A 23,388-nucleotide genomic window follows, 5' to 3' on the forward strand; every position below is an offset into this window, starting at 1 on the left:
TCTTGGCTCAATGCGGCTGGAACGGTGTGATTAACCGTGTCTGATGAATGCCCATCCCCCGATTATGGGGTAGAGCCAAAAAAAGCACCTGCGCGAAGCAGGTGCTTTTTGAATTCTCTGGCGGAGCGGACGGGACTCGAACCCGCGACCCCCGGCGTGACAGGCCGGTATTCTAACCAACTGAACTACCGCTCCGCAGCGGTGCCAAAAAAATTTGGCGTCCCCTAGGGGATTCGAACCCCTGTACTCACCGTGAAAGGGTGATGTCCTAGGCCTCTAGACGAAGGGGACAACACAATCATTAAGAAGTTTGGTGGAGGTAAGCGGGATCGAACCGCTGACCTCTTGCATGCCATGCAAGCGCTCTCCCAGCTGAGCTATACCCCCAAACAAGGTCTTCGTTAACGAAGAAGCGAGATTATGCACGAATTTTTTTAGGCGTGCAAGTTGACACCGGAAAATGTGCGAACGCAGCAATTTGTTACACAACAACACGGCCAACACATAGACGCCTGCACCCGGTCCCAACTGAGGCAAACAGCAAGAAAGACGACAGGTTAGGAGAATTTGTCTTAAGTTCGGCTAGATTGCAATGTAAATAGAGTTTGTCAACGGCATCAAGCCTCCCTAACATGCCGCCATCACCACACACTCTACGGCTACACCATGGATACCTGCATCCGCCACGAAACCCTGACACCCACCTGGTCGATACCTGCGATTTTGGATCTGTTTGCCCTACCCCTGAATGATTTGTTGCTGCGAGCGCAAACCGTGCACCGGCAACACCATCCGGCCAATGCTGTGCAGATGTCCCGGTTGCTGTCCATCAAAACCGGCGCCTGCCCCGAAGACTGCGCGTATTGCCCGCAATCATCGCGTTATGCCACAGCAGTGGAGGAAGCGCCGCTGATGCCGCTTGCACAAGTCATGGTCGCTGCCCGCAAGGCCAGGGATGCTGGCGCCCAGCGCTTTTGCATGGGCGCCGCCTGGCGCTCACCCACCGAGCGTCAACTGGACGGCGTCATCGAACATGTACAGGCGGTCAAGGGTCTTGGGCTGGAAACCTGTGTCACCCTGGGCATGTTGAAGCCCGGCCAGGCCGAGCGCCTGAAAGAAGCCGGGCTGGATTACTACAACCACAATCTGGACACATCCCGCGAGTACTATAGCGAAATCATTCACAGCCGCACCTTTGACGACCGTCTGGATACACTGCAACGGGTGCGCGACGCGGGCCTGAAGGTGTGTTGCGGCGGCATCGTTGGCCTGGGAGAATCCCGCGAGGTGCGAGCCGGCCTGATCGCCACACTAGCCAATCTGGCACCCTACCCTGAATCCGTGCCGATCAACCAACTGGTAAAAGTACCTGGCACCCCGTTAGCTGACGCACCAGACCTGGACCCGCTTGAGTTTGTCAGAACCATCGCAGTGACGCGCATCACAATGCCTGCCACGGTGGTGCGCCTGTCTGCCGGGCGCGAATCCATGCACGACAGCACCCAGGCGCTGTGCTTTATGGCCGGTGCCAATTCCATTTTTCAGGGCGAACAACTGCTCACTACCCCCAACCCGGCGCTGCAGACCGACAAGGATCTGTTTGACCGCCTGGGATTACGGGCCATGCCCGCGGATACTGAAGTCACCTGCCTGGACCAACAATAATGCACACCCTCATTCTCAGTGTCACCTTCAGCGTGCTTGTTTCTGTGTTTCTGAAGCTGGCGCGCCGCTACCAGATCCAGATCGGGCAAGCGATTGCGATGAATTACGTCACTGCCTGCGTGCTGTGCCTCTGGCTGCTGCAACCGCCGCTGGCTTCGCTGGGCCGGCAAACACCGGCAGGCTGGCTTGTGCTGGTGCTGCTGGGCGTACTTTTGCCATCCGTATTTCTGGTGATGGCGTCTGCCGTGCGCCATGCAGGTATTGTGCTAAGCGACACAGCACAGCGTCTATCGCTGATCATCCCCATTCTGGCAGCGTTTCTGGTGTTTCACGAAGCGCTGTCCATGGCCAAGGCCGGTGGCATCCTGCTGGCACTGGCCGCATTAGGATGCTTGCTGCAGCGACGTCAGCAAACCGACAGCATTGCAGCCGACAACACTGCAGCACCACATCCTGGCACAGGCCGCAAAGTGTGGCTTACCCTGCTGGGCGTATGGCTGGGCTACGGTGTGATCGACATCCTGTTCAAGCAAATGGCACGCACCGGCGCAGGCTTTACCAGCACCCTCTTGCTAAGCTTTTTGCTGGCCGGCGTGTTGCTGGGCGTGTGGCTGCTTATCCAGCGCACCCAATGGCACGGACGCAGCCTGGCATCCGGCGTGTTGCTGGGGGCGCTGAATTTCAGCAATATCTACTTTTACATCCGGGCTCATCAAAGCTTCCCCGAAAACCCGACACTGGTATTTGCGGCCATGAATATCGGCGTGATTTCAATCGGCACCCTGGTTGGGGCCGGCGTATTTCGGGAGCGGCTGTCCTGGATCCAGGGGCTGGGTATTGCCCTGGCCATCGGCGCCATCGTGCTGCTGTTTCCCCGCTGAGGCCGCTGACGCGGCGGGTCTGACAACCACATCAGGCGGCGCACAGGCATCGGCAGCTTGGCCAGCACCACCGGCAACCGAAGGATCTACAGCTGCGGCGGTTTCTTCTGTTGCAGATTCATTTGAGGGCGAGATGTCTTCATCCAGCACCGGATCGTGCGAGATGTCCCGCTCGATATCCACCCGGGGGTCCAGCACTGCCATCACGTGGGCATTTTGCAGGGTGTCGGCCATGGGCACAAACTGCGTGGGGGCATCCGGGCTGACGTGATCGCCTTTTACCCGTTGCTCGCGAATAAACAGCACCAAGATGGCCGAGCACGCCGACACAAACACAAAATACACGTCGCTGCCCCATACCCGCATCAACACACCTGCCAGCAAGGGCCCCAGGCACGCGCCCACGCCATACACCATGTACAACAAGGCGCTCAGACCGACGCGGCGCTCGGGGTCGACGTTATCGTTGGCAAACGACGTACCCATCGGGTACAGGGTAAATTGCACAATGCCCAGCACCACCGAAAACGCGACCAGCGCCGGATAGGGAAACTGCAGCCAGCCCCACAACGGAACCCCCAGGGCCACCAGCACCAGAGCGCCCACACGGATCAGGCGCACACGGCTGGTGCGATCTGCCAGCCACCCCAAAGGCCACTGAAAAATCAGGCCAGCAGCCAGAGAGGCCGCCAGAAAAACACCCACCTGGTGATTATCCATGCCGTGCTGCAAGCCATATACCGGCGCCAGGCCATAAAACGCACCGTTTAACATGCCTGCCACAAACAGCACGGTCATGGACATGGGCACACGCGCCAGGTAATAACGCAAGGCCAGCGGTGCCGGCACCTGCAAGGCAGGGTGAAGCCGGCGCGTCAGGGTGATGGGCATCAGGCTGAGCACACAGCAGATGGCAACAAACACCAGCGGTTGATAGTCGAGATCTGGAAACAGGCCCAGCGTCAGCTGGCCCAGCACTGTCCCCGAACAGGTGGCCACCATATAAAACGCAAAGACTGTTCCACGCGAGGCGTTTTCGGTTTGCTCGTTGAGCCAGCTTTCGATGGCCACAAACAGGCACACCATCGAGACCCCCGCCACAAATCGCAAGCCCAGCCAAAACCAGAGGTCGTGCACCAGGATCATCACCAGCACAGTGACGGTGGTAAGGGCAGCACAGGCGGCGTAGGCCCGGATATGCCCGACCTGAATAATCAGTTGGTGCCCAAAGCGCGCCCCCAGCACCAGGCCAAGATAGTACGATGCAATCATCGCCCCGACCCAGACCTCGGAGACGGATTGTGCGGTGAGCCGCAAACCCAGATAGGTGTTGAACAGCCCCGAGCTGAGCAACAAAATCAGGGTTGCCAGATAGAGCGAAAAAAACGCACCGAGTGTCTTGGCCATGAAGGATCCAGTGGCTGTTACGGCCCCGCCGGTGCCGCAAACAGTATCAAATATCCGATATCATAGAACGATGAATGAAAACGATGTTTCTCCCACGCTCACGCACCTCGACGAAAACGGACAGGTGCGGATGGTAGACGTGGGCCACAAAGCGGCCACCCAACGTACAGCGATCGCTCAAGCCCAGGTACGGCTGAGCGCCCACGCCTGGGGGCTGCTGTCTGCACAGGCCAACGCCAAGGGCGAAGTCCTGAACACAGCCAGGGTGGCGGGCATCCTGGCAGCCAAGCGCTGCGCCGAGCTCATTCCCCTGTGCCACAGCCTGCCACTCAGCTTTGTCGGGGTAGATTTCAGTGCCGATGATGCCGCTCATGTGCTTACCATCCGCAGCACCTGCCACACCCAACACCAAACGGGCGTCGAGATGGAGGCCATGACGGCATGCTCGGTGGCTGCCCTGACGGTGTACGACATGTGCAAGGCAGCCGACAAAGGCATCCTCATCGAGAACACCCAGCTCGTTTACAAGTCTGGAGGAAAAAGCGGTGAATGGCGCAACGATTAACGTTTTGTATTTTGCCCAGGTGGCCGAACACATGGGCACCCGCCAGGAAACCCAAACACTGGCTGCCCCGGTGCAAGCGGGTGTCTGGCTGGATGCCCTGACAGCAAGATGCCCCACGCTGGGCACAACCGGCCGCCTCAAGCTGGCCATCAACCAGCAACACGCCAGGCGCCAGGACATGATCCGGCCCGGCGACGAAGTCGCGGTCTTCGAGCCCGTAACAGGCGGCTGACCCAGCCGCTGCCAAACTCGATTTTTGACAGGTTTTGATGATGGTGGTTGTCCAGACAGAACGCTTTGACACGGCTGCACTGATCGACCAACTGCAAAAAAGAGCAGCTGGCCAGGCGGGCGCCTATGTATATTTTCTGGGAACCGTGCGCGACTACAGCCCCGACTCCCCATCCGAAAGCCTTTTCCTGGAACATTACCCGGGGATGTGCGAGCGCGAAATCCAGGCACTGTGCGAACGCGCCCAGGCACGCTGGGACATCCTGGATACGCACGTGGTGCACCGGGTGGGAGAGCTTCCCGTAGGGGATCCCATCGTGTTTGTTGGTGTCAGCAGCGCACATCGCAGCGAGGCGTTTCGTGCCTGCGAGTACATCATCGACACACTGAAAACCCGGGCACCATTCTGGAAGCGCGAAACCCTGGCCAGCGGCCGGGCATTTTGGGTGCAGCAACAAGAAGCCGACGCACTTAAAACTGAAAGCTGGGATCATCCCCCGGCGCAAACCCATGAAAGCTGATCCTTCTCTTCCTCCTGTAAGCCTGCAGTGTGCCGTACTGACCATCTCGGGCCGCCGACAGGCGCACGATGACACCAGCGGGGATTATCTTGCGCAGTCGCTGCAGACAGCAGGCCATACACTGCAAGCCCGCGATCTATGCCCCGACAACCGCTATCAGATCCGGCGCGTTCTCAGCGACTGGATTGCACGCACCGATATCCAGGTGATTCTGTGCAACGGCGGTACGGGTTTCACCCACCAAAAATCGGCCATCGCAGCAGTGGCGCCTTTACTGGACCAAACCATCCCCGGCTTTGGCGAAATGTTTCGCCATTTATCGTGGCAGGATATCGGCACCTCTGCGCTGCAATCGGATGCATTGGGCGGACAAGCCAACGATACCCTGCTGTTTTGCCTGCCGGGGTCTACCGCAGCCTGCCGTCTGGCCTGGGAGAAAATCCTTTTGCCACAGCTCGACAGCCGCCATCCTCCCTGCAACTTTGCCAGCGTCTATCGTAAGGCGACACACTGAATATGCTCGATTTTGATACTGCCCAGTCGCATTTGGCGGCCCGTGGGCACGCGCCCAAACGCACCGAAACCCTGCCCCTGGATCAACTGACGGGCCGCGTGCTGGCCCGCGACATCCGGGCAAGCCTGGATCTGCCACCAGCAGACAACAGCGCCATGGACGGCTACGCGGTGCGTCTGGCCGACCTCACCCCATTGCCACGCACCTTGCCGGTGCAACAGCGCTGCTTTGCCGGACAAATCCCCGAGGCACTGCGCCCCGGGCAGGCAATCCGCCTCTTTACCGGCAGCATTATCCCCGAGGGCGCCGACACCGTCATCATGCAGGAAGACACACACGAAGATGACGCCGGTGTCACTTTCAACAAGGTGTTTCCCAAAGGCCAGCATATCCGCCGCCAAGGCGACGACATGCGCCAGGGTGACTGCATCCTGTCGCAAGGCAGCTTCTTGCAGGCCGGCCAGATCGCCGCACTGGCTGCACAAGGCCTGCCCGAGGCCGAGGTATACCCCAAGCTGACCGTGGGTATCCTCACAACCGGCGACGAGCTGATCGCCCCCGGAAAACCGCTACCTGCCAGTGCCATCTACAACTCCAACGCCGCCATGCTGGCCAGCCTTTGCCAGGGGATGAACACCGCACCGGCCCTGGTGCGACACGCCCCCGACGACACAAACGCCATCCAGCAAGCCATTGCCGATCTCCATCAACAATGCGATCTCGTCCTCAGCGTCGGAGGCGCATCGGTCGGCGAAAAAGATCTGGTCAAACCGGCCATTGAAGCCCTGGGGGGCACCCTGGACCTCTGGCGTGTTCGCATGAAGCCCGGCAAGCCCGTGGCACTGGCAGAGCTCCACCAACGCCCGATGGTATGTCTGCCAGGCAACCCAGTATCGGCCTTTGTGGTGTTCACACTGCTGGTCAGCCCGCTGATCCGCGGTCTGCAGGGGCGCCAGATCCAGATGCCCGTGCTCCGGCGCGGCATCCTGCAATCAGGCAAGCCACTGGGCGGCGAGCGCGACGATTTCATCCGGGTGCAGGCTGCGCCTCAAGCAGCGGGTCTGCCACATTTGGTGCCGCACGCACAGCAAAGCTCTGGCGCCCTGAGCAGCCTGGGCTGGGCAAATGGCCTGGCCAGGATCCCTGCCGGCACAAAACTGGAACCCGGCGCGGAGGTTGTCTGGTACGCTTTTAACGACTGGCTGATTTAAAGGGCCCAGCGCTGCCAGTCTTCGGGGGTGTTCAGATTGACCAGGCAGTCGGGTTCATCAAACAGCACTGCCCGTGCATCACAGGCTTGCAGCCAGGCCTGCACCTGACGCTGGCCGCTGTGTAAAAACGCCTGCAGGCTTGTGGCCATCCCGGTATGCACCAACAGGCACAAGGGATGAGGGCCATTGCTTTGTGCGTAGGCGGGATGCCGAGGCGTGGCTGCCGCTTGCAACCCTGCCAAAAAATGCCGGGGCCACTGTAAGACATCTACTGGCAACACCAGCACCCAGGACGCCTGGCTATGCTGCAGGCCTGCCAGCACGCCGGCCAAAGGCCCGCAATCGGCCCACTGGGGAGAATCCGTAAGTACTTGGCCATACGCACGATAGGTATCCAGGTGCTGATTGGTGCTGATCAGTACCTGCCCCACCCCCTGCGAGCGCAGGTAATCGCACACACCTGCCACCAAAGGCCGGCCATGGCGCAGGCGCAGGCCTTTGTCGATGTCAGGCATCTGCGGGCTGCGCATTCGGCGGGATCGCCCGCCGGCCAGAATCAGGCCGTCTGGAGAATCCGCCGGTGATGGTGCATAAAGGCCTGCGCCCTTAGCCACCGATGTAGCTCATCTCGATTTTGTGGTCGCGGTGGGCTTCACCACGGATCTCGGAATAGCGGTCGCTGCGCGAAGACCACACGCCTGCCAGACGATCACGCACGGCGTCGTCGGTGGCGCCGGAACGCAGCAAGGCACGGAGATCGTGGCCGTGGTCGGCAAACAGACAGGTAAACAGGCGACCCTCGGGCGACAGCCGCATCCGCGTGCAATCACCGCAAAACGGCTGCGACACACTGGTGATCAGGCCGATCTCGCCCGCGCCGTCGGTGTAGGCCCAACGATTGGCGACTTCTCCGCGATACTGGGCTTGCAAGGGCTGCAGTGGGAATTCTTGGATGATCTGCTGGATGATCTGGGCACCAGTGACGACTTCATCCATGCGCCAGCCATTGGTATTGCCGACATCCATGTATTCGATGAAGCGTAGCACGTGCCCCGTGCCCCGAAAATGCCGAGCCATGGGCAGGATTTGCTGATCGTTCATCCCGTGGCGCACCACCATGTTGATCTTGACCGGTGCCAGGCCCACCTGGGCCGCAACCTGAATACCCTGCAAGATGGTGGCAACAGCCACCCCGCTGTCACTCATGCGCTCGAAGATGGCGTCGTCCAGCGCATCCAGGCTGACAGTAACGCGCGTGAGCCCCGCCTTGGCCAGGGCCTCGGCCTTGCGGGCAAGCAGCGTGCCATTGGTGGTGAGGGTGAGTTCTGGAGGAAGGCCATCCGGGGTACGCAGCTGCGCCAGCATCTGGACGAGAATTTCGATTTGCTTGCGCAGCAGGGGCTCGCCACCGGTAAGCCGGATTTTGCGCACACCCTGCGACAAGGCGATGCTGGCCACCCGCGTGATTTCTTCGAAGGTAAGCAGGGCGCTTTGCGGCAGAAATGCGTGGTCGGCGCCGAAGACCTCGCGGGGCATGCAATACGTGCAGCGGAAATTACAGCGGTCGGTGACGGAAATACGTAAATCGCGCAACGGCCGCCCGAGCGTATCGCGCACGGCCTCGCCTGCGGCCAGAGGGGCCGCAGGGCGAGGTTGATCCTGGGGTTCGTGGAAAATGACTCGGCTCATGAATCTAGGCAGGTTTAATCGGATTCTTTGACGCGATAGACCAGTGTGGCCACTTTGGCCAGGCCCAGAACCTTGACGGTGACACTGCCCAGCAACAAACGTGACAAGCCACTGCGGCCATGACTGCCAATAAAGATCAGGTCGCAGTTTTCTTCTTTGGCAGCATGCACGATGCCATCGGCCACATTGAAGTTGGAAACCGCCCGGCTGCTTGCCTTGACACCTGCTGTGGCAGCGCGATCGAGCACTTGCTGCAGGTATTTTTGGGCTTGCTCGGCCGCGGTGCGGTCGTAGTCTTCGTCGGTGATGGCGTATGCGGCAGCCATGCCGTCGAAGCCAACGGTTGCGGCAAACGGCTGGGTAACGTGCAGTGCAACGACTTCGGCCCCGATGGTGCGGGCAAAACAGACACCCTTGTTGGCTGCCTGTGCAGAGAGCTTGGAGCCGTCGGTGGGGATAAGGATTTTCTTGAACATACGCAGATCATCCAAAGAGCTGAACGGGAAGCTTCAGCATACCTGCTAGCCGGCTTAAAAAATAGTCGGATCAGCCCTGAGATTGATCTGACGCAAGGTTCTGAGCAGATTGAAACAATTTGGTGCAACGCCCACCCGAACGGCAAAAGGCCAGCACCGGCCCCGGGAGCTCTTGTAGCAATGCAGCAAAATCCACCACATTGGCCTGTGTGACCGAACCACTGACCACGGGCTGGTAGCGGGCCTCCATGCCTGCGGCCCGGGCGGCGGCCAGCACGGCATCCGACTGCGGCTGCTCGGCGCCACCTTCGCCATCCGGGCGATTGATGATCACGGACTTGAAGCCCGCCTGGGCCAACTCAGCCATGTCCGAGGGCTGCAACTGGCCACATACCGCAAAATTCGGAGCAAGAGATTGATAAGAAACGCTCATGGTGTCTCCTTGGCGGGGCCTGTGCCCGCAATGATTAAACAATGATTGGCCAGCCAACCAGCCAACGGCGCACCCGACAAGACAGAGAACTCTGCCAGGCGCTGCTCTGACAGTGGATCCTGGGCATCGACACCCTTGGACGGATGACACATCAGTACATCATCCGCCTGGGCTTGAGCCAACCAGCAAGACATCCAGTGTGCATATGCCCGGGTGCCTCCTGTGAAATCATACACGCCCAGAAACCCCGGGTTTTGGTAAAACCCTGCCGCTTGTGCCTGCCACCACAGTTGACGCGCCCCCAGACAGGCAATCACCCAGGCCTTGAGCCGCAAACGCAAGGGCAGGCCTTGTGTGCGCGGACGCCCCGTATGACGCAACCAGGGGCGATGTGCTGGAGCCTCTGCCAACACAGCCAACAAGGCATCCCGCACGACGGGCAACTGATGTACATGCTGATGCCCATCGATGTAATCCGGGTTGCGGCCTGTCAGCTGAACAAACCGTGCCAGTTGCCGCCGGATGCTGTCGCGCACCGCCCCGGCGGACAGCCGGCGTAGATAGGCGGACAAAATCAGTTGCCGCAATGGCAGGCACACACCCGCTTGGCCAAAGGATTCAGTGAGATTAAGGTGCAGGCCAACCTGCAAATGCGTTTGCAAGAGAGCCGGCATGTTCTGGGTAGCCGTGGGGCCATCCACCAGCACACTGGTGGCCGACAGGCGGCCGGCCGCGGCAAGATCCAGAATGGCGGCGTCCACCGACGCGCTGATTCCGAAATCATCTGCACACACTACAATGCGCCGATATTGTGAATCAGACGGAAGGCTGGAAGAAGAAGCTTGGTTCATGCTTGGTTGATGTCACCGGAACGTATCAAGACGAATGCTTAAAAACTTTCTGGGCCAGATCGGCTGGTTTGTTATTGTAGGCTGTGCAGCGGCAGCCACCCACTGGGCAATTGCCGTTGCCTGTGTGGCCTGGGCCGGCCTGGCACCCCTGGTCGCCAATGTAATTGGCTGGCTGGTGGCTTTCGTTGTGTCATTTGCCGGGCATTACCGCCTGACGTTTCGCCATCAGCACGCGCCCCTGTTACGGGCGGCGGTGCGGTTTTTTATAGTGTCAGCCCTGGGCTTTGCCATTAACGAAATCAGCTACGCCATCTTGCTGCAAGCCACCCGGATCCGCTATGACATCCTGCTGGCCCTGGTGCTGATCGGCATTGCAGGGATGACATTTATTTTGGGCCGGTACTGGGCGTTTCGGCGCAGCCATTAACCTGATCTGCGGCAGAGAGTTTCCAAAGCCCCATCTTGCGTGTTTTGGCAACAGGCAATTTGCCTGCCAGCACCGGCAAGCGGCCTGCTTCGTCGAGCCACGCCATGATCCAGGTATCAGGACGACCTGGCTCACACACACTGGCCTGCAAACGCTGGGGTGTCCAGAGCACAGCCTGGCCGATGACGGGAGCAAACTGCGCAGCATCCGCCAGCTCGCGGCGCCAATCGTCTCCGCGCATGATGCCCGGATCCTCCCAGTTTGCCACTGCAATCACAGGAGACGTCCAGTGGGCGTACATGGGCACATCGTAAGCAAACTGGTTGAACATCACCAGGCGGTCGCCTGCCTGGGCAGAGGAGGCAAGCACCTGGGCCAGCGGTTTAGAGGTACGCTGCGGAAACAGCAGCAGCGCCACCACGGCCAGCAGGCAAAGCCCCATGGCAATCAGCGCATGGCGCACCAGGCTTCTGGCCACTGACGGGTCGGTTTCTTCGTGGCGCTGCTCGAAGGTTTCCTGGACAAACCAGGCTAGCGGCGGCAACACGGCGATGACGTAGCCCACCAGCTTGGAGCTGGGAATGGAGAAAAACACCAGCACAACCAGTAACCAGGAGAGCATCAGCCCGCGCATGACCGGGCGCTCGACCTGCTCGATGCGCTCGAGAGGTGGTACGAAATGCGTTTGTAGCGGGCCATGCAAGGTAAACCAGCGCCACAGCTGCACAGACCAAGGCAGAGTCAGGCCCAGCACCACCGGCACGTAGAACCAGAACGGATGCGGATTATTGAAGCCGGTTTCGAGAAAACGCTGAAAGTGCTGATAGATAATGTAGTAATCAAAGAAACCGGGATGGCGCACCTCCATGATGAGCATCCACGGCGAAATCAGCACCAGGAAAAGCACAATACCGGGCCACCATAGCAGGCGCCCCATGGCCCGATACTGGCGTAGACCCAGCAACCAGAAAAACAGGATCCCCCCGGGCAGCACAGCACCGATCAGGCCCTTGGCCATAAACCCGCCGGCAGCCAGGGCATACATCCCCAGTATTGCGTAGTGGCTGGGCCGCTGCAACTGATGCTGAAACACAGCATGTGCACCCGCCATGACGGTCAGGCCCATGAGCGCCGCCACCAGCATGTCCAGATTGGCATAATGGGCCGCACCAAACAGAAACGGCTGCACGGCAAGAATCAGTGCTGCACGACGCGCCACGGACACGCGATCGTAGCGCCTTAAAAAGACATAAAACCCGGTAACCAGCAAGGTGGCAGACAAAACAGACACCAGGCGGCCCGCCCAGGCGTTATCGCCAAACACAGCCAATGCACCTGCTGTCAGCCAGTAAAACAGGGGCGGCTTATGAAAAAACGGCATGCCATCCAGGCGCGGGGTGAGAAAGTCACCCGAAACCAGCATGTGCCAGGCCACCCCCACGTAACGGCCTTCGTCGGGCAACAGCAAGGGATAGGCCCAAGTGGTGGCCGCCAGCCAGACAAACACCCATAGAGCAATCCAGGGCCAGGCACGCCGCGTTTGCATGCTGCGCCAGACGTTTTCTGTACTGTCCAGCACGCGTGAGCCAAACCCGCGCAAGCCTGTGGCACGCATCATGAAGCATCCTTGTCTTGAGCGGGGACATCATCGGTTTGCTTTGCTTGTGCCGGTGCACCGTCACCCCCCAGGTGCTCGCGCAGCAGATACACCGGACGGCCTTTGACCTCGGTGAAAATCCGGGCAATGTATTCGCCCACCACCCCCATCGACATCAGGTTGACGCCAGAGAAAAACAGCACCACGGTGATCAGGGTGGCCCAACCGCGCACGGCATCACCATATAACCAGTGCGTGATGATGATGAACAGACCATACAAAAATGCAACCAGGGACAAGCAGGCCCCCACCAGGCTGAGGATCCGCAACGGCCAAGTCGTAAATGCAGTGAGGCCATCCACGGCAAAACGCAGGAGCTTCAGTGGCCGAAACCGGCTGACCCCGAAGCGCCTTTGCAGCGGGGTGTATGGCATGGGCTCAGCCTCGAAGCCCACCCAGGCAAACAGCCCCTTCATGAAGCGGTCGCGCTCAGGCAGTTGCAACAGTGCATCCACCACTACACGATCCATCAGGCGGAAATCGCCCGCATTGGGCGGTACAGTGAGGCCGTCGGAGGTGCGCATCAGTGCATAAAACAGCCGTGTGCCCAAGCGCTTGAACGGGCTTTCCTCGGTGCGGCTGGCCCTGACGGCATACACCATCTGGATGCCTTCACGCCAACGCGCCAACATTGCCGGCACCATTTGCGGTGGATGCTGCAGATCGGCGTCCAGGCAAACCATGACCGTGCCGCGCGCAGCCTCAAGGCCCGCCGTCAGGGCGGCCTCTTTGCCAAAATTGCGCGACAGGCGCAAATACACGATCTGGGCATGCAGGCTACACATGCGGCGCATGAAATCGGGCGTGGCATCGGTACTGCCGTCATCAACCACGATGATCTCCAGCTGATCCACGTGGGGCTCGAGGGTCACCAGAAGCTCTGGCAGCAAAATAGCCAGGTTGGCCTGCTCGTTGAGGCACGGCACAATACACGACAGAAAGGCGGGTTTGGACATGTGGGGGATTTGGCAACAATAAGCACCCGGGCATCCAATGCGCCCCTGGCGGCAGCAAAAAAACCCTGGTCATACCATGACAGTCGGCCAGGGCTTTGATGATAACTGAAGCACGGTAGCGACAGCCAGTCAAAAGATTCACTTTACGGTATCTTAATAAGGTACCTATAATATGAACCTTTGAAAATTGACACCTTATGAGCGCTGAATGGACGAACCCTTTGTCTGCACCCAAGACGAAATCGTCACCCTCGTCCACCACTTTTACCGCCGTGTCCGGCAAGACAAGACCCTCGGCCCCATCTTTGATGCCCACATCGACGACTGGGACGAACACCTTGAACGCATGGTGAGATTCTGGTCGTCACTGCTGCGTCGCACGGGCACCTACAGTGGTACGCCCATGCCCCGCCATGTGGCTTTGCCCGGCATCGAGGGCAGCATGTTCATCCGCTGGCTGGATCTGTTTCGCGAGACACTGGCCGAGTTTGACAACCCCGCCTTTCAGGCCCAGGCCCAGGATTTTGCCCAGCGGATTGCCCGCAGTCTCTGGTATGGCTATCAGATCAGTCATTCCCCCAATCATCCCGTCACGGAGTTTGACGAAAATGTCTCATCTGCTGAACGTTGAAGAAGCGCCCGCGCCTCTCTCCCCCAACCGCCCTTCCATGGCTGCATTTCTGGCCCTGGGTTTCCGCCCGCTGTATATCGCGGGGGCAAGCTGGGCACTGATCTCCATCGCGCTGTGGATTTTCACGCCACAGCTGCTCACCGGCCCGTTGTCCATGGTGGGCTGGCATGCGCACGAGATGCTCTGGGGCTTCATCATCACCATTGCGGTGGGCTTTTTGCTCACTGCCAGCGCCACGTGGACGGGCTTTAACCCCCTGCACGGCACACCGCTGGCCGTTCTTTGCATTCTGTGGTGCATTGCCCGCATCGGTTTCCTGGCCGGTGGCCTGATGGGTTTCTGGGTTGCCTTGGTTGCCGAACTCCTATTCTTCGCAGGCTCTGCCGTGGCCCTGGGCCGCGTCATGATCAAGGGACGCAGCCGGCGCAACTATGGGGTGCCGGTTCTGATTTTCATGCTGGGGGTCGCCGACCTGATGTACCTGCTGGCCGCGCTGGACGGCAACTACATCGAACTGATGCAGCGCTTTGACATCGGCCTGATCGGCATGGCCATCATTGCCTTGCTGATTGCCCGCCGGGTGATCCCGTTTTTTGCAATGCGCATGGTGCCTGATCTGAAAATCCCCATGCTGACACGCTCCGGGCAATACCAGATGGTGTTCAGCGGGCTGGCCCTGGCCGCAGGCATCGGGGTGCAGATCACCGGTACACCCATGACACCCGGCAGCGGGGTGCACACCCTGCCGCTGGTGATGGCGATCAGCCTGTTCATCACCGGCCTGATCAGCCTGGGACAACTATTTTACTGGAAACCCAAAGCCGTCCTGCACAAGCCGATGCTCTGGATTCTGTACCTGGGCTATGCCTTTATCGGCATCGGCCTGCTGTTTGCCGCCTGGCAGTTCAGCAATCTGTTTGACCCGGCCATTCTCAATGGGGTGCTGGCACGCAGCGCGACGCACGTGCACCTGATTGGCCTGGCAGGCTTTTGCATTCTGATCATCGGTATGCTCACCCGTACTGCCCTGGGCCACCTGGGGCGGCCCCTGGCGCTGGATCGCAGCATGCTGGCCGGCCATTGGCTGGTGGTGGTGGCAGCCGTCCTGCGCCTGGCTGCGCTGTGGCCCACGGCCACCAGCGTGCACTTACTGCATCTCAGCGCAGTGGCCTGGATTGTTGCCCTGGGCCTTTACCTGTGGCGCTTTGTTCCTATGCTGATCCGCCCACGGCCCGACAAACCGGCACCGGTGGCCGCGGCCAAAAAGCCGGCGGTGGTTCGCCCCGCAGAAGCCCGTTAGGGCAAGGACCACCATGCGCCTCACCAACATGAGCGACTACGCGGTACGGCTGCTGATGTACCTCAGCAACCACCGCGACCGCCTGTGCACGATTGCGGAAATTGCCCAGTTCTATGGCATCTCCGAGCCGCACCTGATGAAAATCACCCACCGGCTGGGGCAACACGGCTGGATCCGGACGGTACGTGGTAAAAATGGCGGGATGGAGCTGGCTCACGAGCCAGATGAGATTCCTTTGGGTGCCCTGATCCGCGATATGGAAAACGATCTGGCGCTGGTGGAATGCATGGGGTCTGACAACCAGTGCATCCTCAGCGGCCACTGCGGGCTGAAACCCGTGATTGCCGGGGCCCTGCAGGCCTTTATGGATTATCTGGATGCCCGCACGCTGGCCGACGTGCTGCCACCCACAGGTACCCTCCAGCCTGGTTTGACGCCTGACACCCCGGCGAAACCGGCAGCCGAGGTGCGTATCAGGCGTCAGGCAGGCTTATTGCACCAAGGGTGAATCCGACCCCTGCATAGGAATACCCTGTATCTGGGCACTGCCCACCAGTTGCTGCAGGTACTGGTGTACCGCCCGGCGATAGCTGGATTCTTCGAGCCAGGTGGCCAGGCGCTGATGCGCAGCCTCGAAGGGCACAATGTGGCCTTCGGCCTTACGTCCGGTTCGGACAATATGAAAACCAAAGCGGGATTCGATAAGCTCGGGGGCCAGCGTGTACTCGGGCATGGCAAACACGGCCTTTTCAAACTCGGGCACCATCTCGCCGCGGGTAAGTTCACCCAGCGAGCCGCCTTCTGACCCGGAGGGGCAGTTGGAGTACTCGCGGGCAAACTGGGCAAAATGCCCCAGACCTTTGCGGTGGAGCTCGGCCAGATGCAAATTGGCCCGGGAGCGCAGTTTTTGCACGTCCAGCCCCGAAGTGGCCTGAAAAAGAATATGCCAGACCTCGATGAGATCACCTTCGCGGAACTCGTCAGGATGCTGCTCGTAGTAGCGCCGGCAACTGGCCTCGTCTGCCTGTGGCGTGCGCACGTCTTCATTTAGCACGGCCGCCGTCAGGGCCTCATCCGAATCCGCATTCAGATCCAGCGCTGCACCCCGTTGGCGGATGAGCTCGCGCAAGACGAGTTCTTGGCCGGCCGCCAGGCGCGGGTTGGCCTCTTGTTGATGATTGGGCACCTCGGCCAGCACCTCGGCCTCGGTAATGGTGATGTCATTAACCGTGATCATGAGGCCTCCTTAGCGGCGTGGGCGAACCAGTTGCCAGGGACGCACCAGATACGTGACCGACGCAAAACCCGACCACACATGCACCAGCCGGGTAAACGGGAAGATCAGGAAGAGCGTCATCCCAAGCACCATATGCAGGCGATAAACCAGCGGTACGCCTTCGAGGGCCCCTACCGCCCCTGAACGGAAGGTGACAATGCGCTGCGACCACTCGCCCAGCTGGATCATCACGGCACCGTCCGTGTGCTGCACTGAAGTAAACAGCGTTGCCAGACCAAAGGCCAGCACCAGCAGGATCCACAGCAACGTGACCCAATCGGCATGGGTGCTGTTATGGTGGATACGAATTTCTGCCCAGCGGCGATGAATCAGCAGCAACAAGCCAATGAGGCAGATGATCCCCAGGATGGCGCCCACAATGATGGCCAGCAGTTGCTTGAACTCGGTGGTGACGCCAAAGGCATGATAAACAGCCGGTGGCGTCAGCAAGCCCACCAGATGGGTGAAGAACAGGGAGATGATCCCGATATGGAAGAGATTGCTGCCCCAGCGCAAAGAGCCTGAACGCAACAACTGGCTGGAGTCGCTTTTCCAGGTGTATTGCTCGCGCTCGAAGCGCACCAGGCTGCCCAGGAAAAAAATGCTGAGGGCAATGTAGGGATACACCCCGAAAAAGAAAAGATTCAGACTGTCTTTCATGATGATCTCCTCAAACCGGTTTGTTGCCTGATTGTTTGGCACGCACCCGTGGCGGATGAAACACCAGCGGCTGCGTTTGCTGGCCTGCCCGCTGCATCAGCAAAGGCTCAGTGCCATCGGCCTGCGGGCCGAACGTGATCATGGTTTCTTCCATCTCGCCCTCGGGCGGATCCGGCAACATCTCGGGCTGCACCGGCGTAAGGGTACGCAAATGCACAAACAGGCAGGCGTAGGGGCTGTCGGACTCTGTGAGTTTGTCGCCCAGTCGAGACAGGACATGGATGGCATCGCCCAACAAGGTCTCCGCCGCCTCTGGAGGTATCTGTCCGAGAAACTCCAGAAACAGGGGAACGTAGTCGGGCAGCTCGGTGGTGGCAGGCTCGAGCCCATGCTTCAGGTACTCGTTTTGCAGATCCACCATCGCCTGGCCACGGTCGCGGGATTCGCCGTGGACGTGCTCGAATAAATGCAGCGAATGCGCAGCCCGCCGATCGAAGGTGGCCACATAGGCTTCCTGAAGGTCGATCAGATCGTCGAAGCTGCGCAAATAGGCAAACAGGGGGGCCAGCCGTTGCTGCGCCTCGGGCGGAAGTTCATCCGAGAGTTCGGGCAAGGCATCAAGCCAATCTTGCTCGGGATAGCTGAGCAAGAGCGACATCACGGAGAACACCGCCGCATCCCGTGTTGTGAGCAGTTCTGTCATGCGGGTCTCCTTCAGGCCGTCCGGGCGGGATCAAGAAAGACCACCGTCGGTTTGCGTTTGTTGCGTGGCTTGCCAAAGAGCGAGCCCTCGGAGCTGCCCCCCGAACAGCCATTGCCAAACGTAAAACCGCAACCGCCCCGGATCTCGAAGGCGTTCTCAGCGTTTTCGCGGTGTGCCGTGGGGATGACAAAACGGTCTTCGTAGTTGGCAATGGCCAGGTAGCGATGCATGTCTTCGACTTCGTGCACCGTGAGATCAACCTGATCCAGGATATCCTGACGCTCCTGGCGGTCAACCGAACGGGCCCGCATGAATGCACGCATGGCCAGCATGCGTTCGAGCGCAAGCGCAACAGGGGGTTCGTTGCCGGCCGTCAGCAGATTGGCCAGATAACGCAGGGGAATTCGCAAGGATTTCACATCCGGAATTTCGCCAAACGCGCCAATCTGACCACTGTTGGCCGCCGATTGAATGGGCGACAGCGGCGGCACGTACCAGACCATCGGCAAGGTGCGGTATTCGGGGTGCAGCGGGAAGGCGATTTTCCACTCGACCGCCATTTTGTACACCGGCGAATTACAGGCGGCATCCAGCCAGTTTTCGGGAATGCCATCGGCCAGGGCCTGACGACGGATTTCCGGGTCGAAGGGATCCAGGAAAAGATCGAGCTGCGCTTCGTACAGATCTTTTTCGTCCGGGACGCTGGCAGCCGCCTCGATGCGGTCGGCATCATAAAGCAGCACGCCCAGGTAACGAATACGCCCCACGCAGGTTTCGGAACACACCGTAGGCATCCCGGCCTCGATGCGCGGATAGCAGAAGATGCATTTCTCAGCCTTGCCGGATTTCCAGTTGTAGTAAATTTTTTTGTAAGGGCAGCCGGAAATGCACATGCGCCAGCCGCGGCATTTGTCCTGGTCGATCAGGACAATACCGTCTTCGGCGCGCTTGTAGATGGAGCCCGAGGGGCAACTGGCCACACAGGTTGGATTAAGGCAGTGCTCGCACAGCCGTGGCAGGTACATCATGAAGGTGTTTTCAAACTGCCCGTAGATGTCTTTTTGCACGTCCTCGAAGTTGTAATCCTTGGAGCGTTTGGAGAACTCGCCACCCAGGATTTCCTCCCAGTTGGGGCCCCACTCGATTTTCTCCATGCGTTGCCCGGTAATCAGCGAACGCGGCCGTGCCACGGGCGGCGTGGTGCGCTCGGGGGCTTTTTGCAGATACTCGTAATCGTAGGTAAAGGGCTCGTAGTAATCGTCAATCTGGGGCAAATTGGGATTGGCAAAAATGCGGGACAAAAGCTTAAGCTTGCCACCCTGGCGGGGCTCGATGCGGCCATTGGCCTTGCGTCGCCAACCGCCGTTCCAGCGATCCTGGTTTTCCCAGTCTTTGGGATAGCCAATGCCAGGCTTGGTTTCGACGTTGTTGAACCAGGCGTATTCCATGCCCTCACGGGACGTCCAGACATTTTTGCAGGTAATCGAACAGGTATGGCAGCCAATGCATTTGTCCAGATTGAGGACCATGGCAACTTGTGCGCGTATTTTCATGGGGTAGCTCCTTAGGCCTGTGTCTGGGCAGGGATTTCGTGCGTCTCGTCCATCCAGTCAACGTTCTTCAGTTTGCGAACCACCACAAACTCATCGCGGTTGGATCCGACAGTGCCGTAATAATTGAACCCGTAGGCCAGGTGGGCATATCCGCCAATCATGTGGGTTGGCTTAATTACAATGCGGGTAACCGAGTTATGAATGCCGCCTCGCTTCCCGGTGATCTCGGAGCCCGGCACATTGACGATTTTTTCCTGGGCGTGATACATCATGGTCATGCCCTCGGGCACCCGCTGGCTGACCACCGCCCGCGCCACCAGGGCGCCATTGACGTTAAAGACCTCGATCCAGTCATTATCGACAATGCCCGCCTTGGCGGCATCGATTTCGGACATCCAGACAATGGGGCCACCGCGTGATAGGGTGAGCATTATCAGGTTGTCGGAATAGGTAGAGTGGATGCCCCATTTTTGGTGCGGTGTGATGAAGTTAAGCACCACATGGGGCTCACCGTTACTGAACTGCTTGTCGAGCATCGGCTTGATGGTTTTTGTATCCACCGGTGGCCGGTACACACACAGTGCCTCGCCAAAGTCGCGCATCCAGGGGTGATCCTGATAGAGCTCCTGACGGCCGGTGAGCGTGCGCCAGGGGATCATTTCGTGCACATTGGTGTAGCCCGCGCTGTAGCTGACCTTGTCGGATTCGATCCCCGACCAGGTGGGCGAGGTGAGAATCTTGCGCGGTTGCGCCTGGATATCGCGGAAGCGGATTTTCTCGTGCTCGCTGGAGCGCACCAGATGGGTATGATCGCGCCCGGTTGATTTGGAGAGGGCCTCCCAGGCCTTGAGCGCCACATGGCCATTGGTTTCGGGTGCCAGGGTAAGCACAGTCTCGCAGGCGTCGATATCCGTGAAAATGCGCGGCTGGCCCTGCCCCACCCCCGGCTCGCGCTCGGTGTAATTGAGCTTGCGCAAGAAATCGACTTCTTCTTTGGTATCCCACGAGATGCCCTTGCCGCCATTGCCCAGCTTCTCGGCCAGCGGGCCCAGCGTAATAAAGCGCTTGTACAGATTTTTGTAGTCGCGATTTACCACCATCAGGTTGGGCATCGTCTTGCCCGGGATCGGCTGGCATTCGCCCTTGCGCCAGTCGCGAACCTCGTAGGGATCGGAGAGCTCTCCCGGAGAATCATGCTGCATGGGCTGCATGACGAGATCTTCGTCCGGAAGATCTGCGTCTGCGGCAAGCTCGGTGAATTTCTCGGCCAGCTGCTTGTAGATCTCCCAGTCGCTGCGCGACTCCCAGATGGGATCAACCGCTGCTGACAAGGGGTGGATGAACGGGTGCATGTCCGAGGTATTGAGATCATTTTTCTCGTACCAGGTGGCCGTAGGCAGCACGATGTCCGAGTACACACAGGTGGTGGACATACGAAAATCGAGCGTAACCAGCAGATCGAGCTTACCCTGAGGGGCTTCGTCGTGCCATTTGACTTCTTGAGGCCGGCTTTCGCCCATTTCGCCCAGATCCTTGCCCTGGACGCCGTGTTGCGTACCCAACAGATGCTTGAGGAAATATTCGTGCCCCTTGCCGGAAGACCCCAAAATATTGGAGCGCCACACAAACAGGTTGCGGGGAAAATTCTCGGGGTTGTCCGGGTCTTCGCAGGCCAATTTCAAAGAACCGTCGGTCAAGCCCTTGACGACGTAATCTTTGGGGTCTTGCCCGGCTGCCTGGGCATCTTGCACCACTTTAAGCGGATTGGCTTGCAGCTGCGGGGCAGTGGGCAACCAGCCCATGCGCTCGGCACGCACGTTCATGTCGATCAGCCCACCCTGGTATTTGGTGGGGTCGGCCAGTGGTGACAGAAGCTCGGAGACCTTCAGCTTCTCGTAGCGCCATTGATCGGAGTGGGCGTAGAAAAACGAGGTGCCGTTCATGTGGCGTGGCGGGCGCAGCCAATCGAGCGCAAAGGTCAGCATCGTCCAGCCGGTTTGCGGGCGAAGTTTTTCTTGTCCCACATAGTGGCACCAGCCACCACCCGACTGACCCACACAGCCACACATGGAAACCAGATTGATGATGCCGCGATACGACATATCCATGTGATACCAGTGATTGAGGCCGGCCCCAAGAATCACCATCGACTTGCCCTGGGTTTTGTCGGCGTTATCGGCAAACTGGCGCGCCACGGTGATGACCTGTTCGCGGGGCACACCCGTGATGCGCTCTTGCCAGGCCGGGGTGTAGGGGACATCGTCATCGAAGGAAGACGCGACGTTTTCGCCCCCCAAGCCACGGTCGATACCGTAGTTGGCCACGAAAAGATCAAATACGGTGGCCACCAGCACTTCGCCTTCGGCAGTTTGTACACGCTTGACCGGCAACTGGCGCACCAACACTTCATCGTGGTCGGTGCCCTTGAAGTAATCGTGGTGCACGCCGCCAAAATAGGGAAAAGCCACGGGAACGGCGTCGTCCCGGACATCCAGCAAGGACAGGCGCGGCTTGACAGCCTGGCCCCGCGCATCTTTGAGTTCGAGGTTCCATTTGCCGGCGTCCTCACCCTCTTTTTGGCCCCAACGAAAGCCGATGGAGCCCTGGGGGACAATCCAATCACCGGTGTTTTCGTCACAGGCGACGGTTTTCCATTCGGGGTTGTTTTGCTGGCCCAGACGGTCGGTGAAATCGGCAGCCCGCAGCTTGCGATCCGGCACGTAGTGATCGCCCTGACGCACCAGCCGAACCAGGAAAGGCATGTCGGTGTACTGGCGGCAGTATTGGTCGAAATACGCACTTTTACCCGCCAGGTGAAACTCTTTGAGCACCACATGGCCCATGGCCAGGGCCAAGGCGGCGTCGGTACCCTGCTTGGGGTGGATCCAGAGATCGCCAAACTTTGCACCCTCGGCATAATCCGGGAAAACCGAAATAACCTTGGCACCCCGATAACGCGCTTCGACCATGAAGTGGGCATCGGGTGTACGCGTTTGCGGCACATTGGAGCCCCACAGCATGATGAAGGTGGAGTTATACCAATCGGCGGATTCGCTGACGTCAGTTTGCTCGCCCCAGGTTTGCGGGCTGGAGGGGGGCAGATCACAGTACCAGTCGTAGAAACTGAGCAAAGACCCACCCAGCAGCGACAGATAACGGCTGCCCGAGGCGTAGGAGATCATGGACATGGCCGGAATCGGCGAGAACCCCGCGATGCGATCTGGCCCGTAGCGCTTGATGGTATAGATATTGGCCGCAGCGATGATCTCGTTGACCTCATCCCAGTTGGATCGCACAAAACCGCCCAAACCCCGCATCGATTTATAGGATGAGGCTTTTTCGGGGTCAGAGACGATGGATTCCCAGGCCTGAACCGGCCCCAGCGACTGACGCTGCTCGCGCCACATCCGTGCCAGCCGGCCACGCAACATGGGATATTTGACCCGGTTGGCGCTGTACAGGTACCACGAGAACGTGGCGCCCCGCGGACAGCCACGGGGCTCGTGGTTGGGCATGTCAGGGCGGGTTCTGGGGTAGTCGGTTTGCTGGGTTTCCCAGGTAACAATGCCGCCTTTTACGTAGATTTTCCAGGAACAGGAGCCCGTGCAGTTGACCCCGTGTGTGGAGCGGACAATTTTGTCGTGCTGCCAGCGATTGCGGTAGGCTTCTTCCCAGGTGCGATCTTCGTGCACCACAGTGCCATGCCCATTGGAAAACGGCTCTTTCGGACGGGAAAAATATTTCAGGCGATCAATGAAATGGCTCACGACGATGGCTCCGT

24 protein-coding genes and 3 tRNA genes are annotated in these 23,388 nt (G+C 59.4%); 11 read left to right on the forward strand and 16 right to left on the reverse strand.

Annotation, left to right across the window (positions count from 1 at the left end; genetic code table 11):
* Positions 1-118: 118 nt before the first annotated feature.
* The 3 genes from ABS758_RS00005 to ABS758_RS00015 all read right to left on the reverse strand — a co-directional run bounded on the left by ABS758_RS00005 (position 119) and on the right by ABS758_RS00015 (position 387).
* Positions 119-195 (reverse strand) — tRNA-Asp (locus ABS758_RS00005).
* A 20-nt stretch (positions 196-215) separates the two neighbouring features.
* Positions 216-291: transfer RNA gene (locus ABS758_RS00010), tRNA-Glu, on the reverse strand.
* Between the two features lie 20 nt (positions 292-311).
* Positions 312-387: transfer RNA gene (locus ABS758_RS00015), tRNA-Ala, on the reverse strand.
* Between the two features lie 279 nt (positions 388-666).
* On the opposite strand from ABS758_RS00015, the gene bioB reads away from it, so the two are divergent.
* Both bioB and ABS758_RS00025 read left to right on the forward strand, forming a co-directional pair.
* Positions 667-1,665: a biotin synthase BioB gene (bioB, locus tag ABS758_RS00020; protein WP_350379453.1), complete on the forward strand. Its 999-nt coding sequence runs from the start codon at positions 667-669 to the stop codon at positions 1,663-1,665.
* On the forward strand, positions 1,665-2,546 hold the full coding sequence (locus ABS758_RS00025) for a DMT family transporter (RefSeq protein ID WP_350379455.1): 882 nt from the start codon (positions 1,665-1,667) through the stop codon (positions 2,544-2,546). The genes bioB and ABS758_RS00025 overlap by 1 nt, the downstream gene beginning before the upstream one ends.
* On the opposite strand, the gene ABS758_RS00030 is transcribed toward ABS758_RS00025, so the two are convergent.
* Positions 2,436-3,953 carry an MFS transporter gene (locus ABS758_RS00030; RefSeq protein WP_350379457.1) on the reverse strand — a complete coding sequence of 506 codons (1,518 nt, stop codon included), beginning with the start codon at positions 3,951-3,953 and terminating at the stop codon, positions 2,436-2,438. The two genes, ABS758_RS00025 and ABS758_RS00030, sit on opposite strands and share 111 nt — an antisense overlap.
* Before the next feature lie 70 nt (positions 3,954-4,023).
* Here ABS758_RS00030 and moaC point away from each other — a divergent pair, with 70 nt between their 5' ends.
* Genes moaC through ABS758_RS00055 form a run of 5 tightly spaced genes read left to right on the forward strand, consistent with a single transcriptional unit; the run spans position 4,024 to position 6,995 of the window.
* Positions 4,024-4,518, forward strand: a complete 495-nt coding sequence (gene moaC, locus ABS758_RS00035; RefSeq protein ID WP_350379458.1) for a cyclic pyranopterin monophosphate synthase MoaC — start codon at positions 4,024-4,026, stop codon at positions 4,516-4,518.
* Entirely contained in the window at positions 4,499-4,750 is a 252-nt protein-coding gene (locus ABS758_RS00040; RefSeq protein WP_350379460.1) for a MoaD/ThiS family protein, read from the forward strand. The genes moaC and ABS758_RS00040 overlap by 20 nt, the downstream gene beginning before the upstream one ends.
* Positions 4,751-4,790: 40 nt before the next feature.
* The gene (locus tag ABS758_RS00045) at positions 4,791-5,270 is read left to right on the forward strand and encodes a molybdenum cofactor biosynthesis protein MoaE (RefSeq protein WP_350380192.1); all 480 of its coding nucleotides are present in this window, start codon (positions 4,791-4,793) and stop codon (positions 5,268-5,270) included.
* A complete protein-coding gene (gene moaB, locus ABS758_RS00050) occupies positions 5,260-5,784 on the forward strand; it encodes a molybdenum cofactor biosynthesis protein B (protein ID WP_350379462.1) in 525 nt (174 codons plus the stop codon). Before ABS758_RS00045 ends, moaB begins: the two co-directional genes overlap by 11 nt.
* A 2-nt stretch (positions 5,785-5,786) precedes the next feature.
* Positions 5,787-6,995: a molybdopterin molybdotransferase MoeA gene (locus tag ABS758_RS00055; RefSeq protein ID WP_350379464.1), complete on the forward strand. Its 1,209-nt coding sequence runs from the start codon at positions 5,787-5,789 to the stop codon at positions 6,993-6,995.
* On the opposite strand, the gene mobA is transcribed toward ABS758_RS00055, so the two are convergent.
* The 5 genes from mobA to ABS758_RS00080 form a co-directional block, all read right to left on the reverse strand.
* Entirely contained in the window at positions 6,992-7,609 is a 618-nt protein-coding gene (mobA, locus tag ABS758_RS00060; protein WP_350379466.1) for a molybdenum cofactor guanylyltransferase, read from the reverse strand. The two genes, ABS758_RS00055 and mobA, sit on opposite strands and share 4 nt — an antisense overlap.
* Positions 7,602-8,684: a GTP 3',8-cyclase MoaA gene (moaA, locus tag ABS758_RS00065; protein WP_350379468.1), complete on the reverse strand. Its 1,083-nt coding sequence runs from the start codon at positions 8,682-8,684 to the stop codon at positions 7,602-7,604. The genes mobA and moaA overlap by 8 nt, the downstream gene beginning before the upstream one ends.
* Before the next feature lie 14 nt (positions 8,685-8,698).
* Positions 8,699-9,160: a universal stress protein gene (locus ABS758_RS00070; RefSeq protein WP_350379470.1), complete on the reverse strand. Its 462-nt coding sequence runs from the start codon at positions 9,158-9,160 to the stop codon at positions 8,699-8,701.
* Positions 9,161-9,230: 70 nt separating this feature from the next.
* Positions 9,231-9,593 carry a protein tyrosine phosphatase family protein gene (locus ABS758_RS00075; protein ID WP_350379472.1) on the reverse strand — a complete coding sequence of 121 codons (363 nt, stop codon included), beginning with the start codon at positions 9,591-9,593 and terminating at the stop codon, positions 9,231-9,233.
* Positions 9,590-10,444, reverse strand: a complete 855-nt coding sequence (locus ABS758_RS00080; protein ID WP_350379474.1) for a ChbG/HpnK family deacetylase — start codon at positions 10,442-10,444, stop codon at positions 9,590-9,592. Before ABS758_RS00080 ends, ABS758_RS00075 begins: the two co-directional genes overlap by 4 nt.
* A 34-nt stretch (positions 10,445-10,478) precedes the next feature.
* On the opposite strand from ABS758_RS00080, the gene ABS758_RS00085 reads away from it, so the two are divergent.
* The gene (locus ABS758_RS00085; RefSeq protein WP_350379477.1) at positions 10,479-10,871 is read left to right on the forward strand and encodes a GtrA family protein; all 393 of its coding nucleotides are present in this window, start codon (positions 10,479-10,481) and stop codon (positions 10,869-10,871) included.
* On the opposite strand, the gene ABS758_RS00090 is transcribed toward ABS758_RS00085, so the two are convergent.
* Together ABS758_RS00090 and ABS758_RS00095 are read right to left on the reverse strand one after the other, a co-directional pair.
* Positions 10,831-12,489 carry an ArnT family glycosyltransferase gene (locus ABS758_RS00090; RefSeq protein ID WP_350379479.1) on the reverse strand — a complete coding sequence of 553 codons (1,659 nt, stop codon included), beginning with the start codon at positions 12,487-12,489 and terminating at the stop codon, positions 10,831-10,833. The two genes, ABS758_RS00085 and ABS758_RS00090, sit on opposite strands and share 41 nt — an antisense overlap.
* Entirely contained in the window at positions 12,486-13,484 is a 999-nt protein-coding gene (locus ABS758_RS00095) for a glycosyltransferase family 2 protein (protein ID WP_350379481.1), read from the reverse strand. Before ABS758_RS00095 ends, ABS758_RS00090 begins: the two co-directional genes overlap by 4 nt.
* Before the next feature lie 208 nt (positions 13,485-13,692).
* On the opposite strand from ABS758_RS00095, the gene ABS758_RS00100 reads away from it, so the two are divergent.
* The 3 genes from ABS758_RS00100 to ABS758_RS00110 are packed head-to-tail and all read left to right on the forward strand — an operon-like array spanning position 13,693 to position 15,923.
* Positions 13,693-14,115 (forward strand): group III truncated hemoglobin, encoded by a 423-nt coding sequence (locus tag ABS758_RS00100; RefSeq protein WP_350379484.1) that lies wholly within the window; start codon positions 13,693-13,695, stop codon positions 14,113-14,115.
* On the forward strand, positions 14,093-15,415 hold the full coding sequence (locus tag ABS758_RS00105) for an NnrS family protein (RefSeq protein ID WP_350379487.1): 1,323 nt from the start codon (positions 14,093-14,095) through the stop codon (positions 15,413-15,415). The genes ABS758_RS00100 and ABS758_RS00105 overlap by 23 nt, the downstream gene beginning before the upstream one ends.
* A gap of 13 nt (positions 15,416-15,428) precedes the next feature.
* Positions 15,429-15,923, forward strand: a complete 495-nt coding sequence (locus ABS758_RS00110) for an RrF2 family transcriptional regulator (protein WP_350379488.1) — start codon at positions 15,429-15,431, stop codon at positions 15,921-15,923.
* Here ABS758_RS00110 and ABS758_RS00115 read toward each other — a convergent pair.
* From ABS758_RS00115 to ABS758_RS00135, 5 genes are read right to left on the reverse strand one after another with little or no spacing between them, the layout of a single operon-like run.
* Positions 15,906-16,652 carry a peptidylprolyl isomerase gene (locus tag ABS758_RS00115; protein WP_350379490.1) on the reverse strand — a complete coding sequence of 249 codons (747 nt, stop codon included), beginning with the start codon at positions 16,650-16,652 and terminating at the stop codon, positions 15,906-15,908. The two genes, ABS758_RS00110 and ABS758_RS00115, sit on opposite strands and share 18 nt — an antisense overlap.
* A 9-nt stretch (positions 16,653-16,661) precedes the next feature.
* Complete coding sequence (narI, locus tag ABS758_RS00120; protein WP_350379493.1) at positions 16,662-17,351, reverse strand: respiratory nitrate reductase subunit gamma; 690 nt, start codon at positions 17,349-17,351, stop codon at positions 16,662-16,664.
* A gap of 10 nt (positions 17,352-17,361) precedes the next feature.
* The gene (gene narJ / locus ABS758_RS00125) at positions 17,362-18,054 is read right to left on the reverse strand and encodes a nitrate reductase molybdenum cofactor assembly chaperone (RefSeq protein ID WP_350379495.1); all 693 of its coding nucleotides are present in this window, start codon (positions 18,052-18,054) and stop codon (positions 17,362-17,364) included.
* Positions 18,055-18,065: 11 nt separating this feature from the next.
* Positions 18,066-19,607, reverse strand: coding sequence for a nitrate reductase subunit beta (gene narH / locus ABS758_RS00130; RefSeq protein ID WP_350379498.1), 1,542 nt, complete (start codon positions 19,605-19,607; stop codon positions 18,066-18,068).
* An 11-nt stretch (positions 19,608-19,618) separates the two neighbouring features.
* Positions 19,619-23,374, reverse strand: coding sequence for a nitrate reductase subunit alpha (locus ABS758_RS00135; protein ID WP_350379500.1), 3,756 nt, complete (start codon positions 23,372-23,374; stop codon positions 19,619-19,621).
* Positions 23,375-23,388: the final 14 nt, after the last annotated feature.

It is taken from the genome of Castellaniella sp. FW104-7C03, from assembly GCF_040276085.1.
Lineage (GTDB): Bacteria > Pseudomonadota > Gammaproteobacteria > Burkholderiales > Burkholderiaceae_B > Castellaniella.